Source organism: Legionella sp. km772 (assembly GCF_003989735.1).
Taxonomy (GTDB): Bacteria; Pseudomonadota; Gammaproteobacteria; order Legionellales; family Legionellaceae; genus Legionella.
On the sequence record NZ_RZGQ01000307.1, the window covers coordinates 1 to 1,866 of the forward strand.

Here is a 1,866-nt window from a genome sequence, read left to right on the forward strand (position 1 = left end):
TTGATTTTTTTGATGCAGTGTAATAATTTCGCTTTTTGGTCATTCTATTCCCCTCTTATATTAGAAGAATAGCTCTTAAAAATACCTTTTTTTCGTCTAAAAATCCGCGCCTATATCAGAGAGCTCTCAAGCTAGAACGATGAATGAGCACGATTAAACATGAAAACATTAGTTTTTTTTGTGTTAAGTTGGTTTTTATTTCCGTTTAATATTTGGGCGGAAAGCTCGTTTTGTGATAGAAATGCAGCAAATTTTGATTATGAGTTAACCCAACCATTTAATACGACACAATTTGTAAAAGGTTGGGGGCTAAAACGTAATTTGCTTAATATGCGCGCTGATTTTAATCAATGTATTAATGATTTGGATTGGCAAAGAAAACGCATTATTGCAGCAGCTGATTACTGGATCAAACAGAAACTGAATTATTGCCACCATTATTTGCCTACCTATTCAACACCGATGGAGCAAAGAAATGCTCTCAAAGGGCAAGGTGGCTATTGTAGTCAAGCAAAAGATATTATGCCTAACAGTGTATATTATAAACAGCAAGCCCGTTGGAACTATTCAGGGCAAGCAAATGAAAGCATTAATAATTGGCTTAATAATACAATGTGGCAGGGAATGGATTGTAGCAATTATACTAGCTTTCTTTATAATTTTGCTTTCGGACGGAGTTTTAGCTCTAAAGTTGAGTGGCAAGCAGGACAACGAAAAGGTGGTTCTCAAAAGAATCTATCACCCAACCAGCAGCAAGGGAATAACGTTTTAGATAATCCTAGTGCGGCAGGTCGATTAGTTTGTGTAGATAATACGCTTGAGATAAGTCATTCTTGTAATGGGCATGGGGGTTATTTATCCGTTATTGACCAGCAGGGCCTAAAACATAAGGGTATGATCAGCGCCTCTGATTTAGCGCTCCTCCAACTCCATCCAGGTGATTTACTCTTTATTTCTGCGACAAATCAAAATTCCCTTAATCCCTCTTTAGTAACTCATGTGGCAATCTGGACAGGTAAGCAAGTGGGGTACGGTCCTAATGATATTCCACCTTCGCAAATTGCTCCAAATGGCCTATGTCCTCAAGAATCATGGATGCCTCATATTGGCGATTGGGTTATTAGCGATAGTCATTATCAAGGTGCAGATTATCGAGTGTTAACACCCTGTTTTTATTTAAATAATTTATGGGGTGTACGGCGGGTAATTTAGCCATTAAGCTTATGCTCCTAATAAAGAATAGCTGACAAAAGGGCATTTACTCTAACTTATCTAAAAAATGATTTGAAAAACATCCAAAGAACACCAAACCACCCACGATTCCATGGAAAAGTATACATTCCACTAGTGAAAAGCTTTTGATGGCAAACGCTACAATAAAACACTCTTTGCGTGTTAGGTATAACTGTCTCCTCGGCCACGGGCTCTATGCGGGATTTACAATATTTACACAGTATTTTCATTAAAAATAATCCATATCCTTTATATAATTATTATAGCAGGCTAAGGAATAGTGGTTTTATTTTGAAATTGATGGCTTGGTATCTTGGGGACAGCGGGTCGGATAAGCACGCATTAGCCTGGTTTTGTTTTATTTTTGACCTATAATTAAATTTATTTATTTCTAAGGATGATCGAATGTCAAAAATAATAAAAAATTTATATTGGAGTCTGTATCTTTGTCTATCTTATCAGTCTTTTGCTGGAATTGTGCCTTCAAATAGTGAGCAAACAAGCAGGTTAAGGATTGATATAGGCGCGGATTTTTAGACGAAAAAAAGGTATTTTTAAGAGCTATTCTTCTAATATAAGAGGGGAATAGAATGACCAAAAAGCGAAATTATTACACTGCATCAAAAAAATCAA

1 protein-coding gene is annotated in these 1,866 nt (G+C 36.3%); it reads left to right on the forward strand.

The features are described from left to right. The first annotated feature begins 159 nt into the window (after window positions 1-159). Complete coding sequence (locus ELY15_RS15485) at window positions 160-1,212, forward strand: hypothetical protein (protein ID WP_127101616.1); 1,053 nt, start codon at window positions 160-162, stop codon at window positions 1,210-1,212. Window positions 1,213-1,866: the final 654 nt, after the last annotated feature.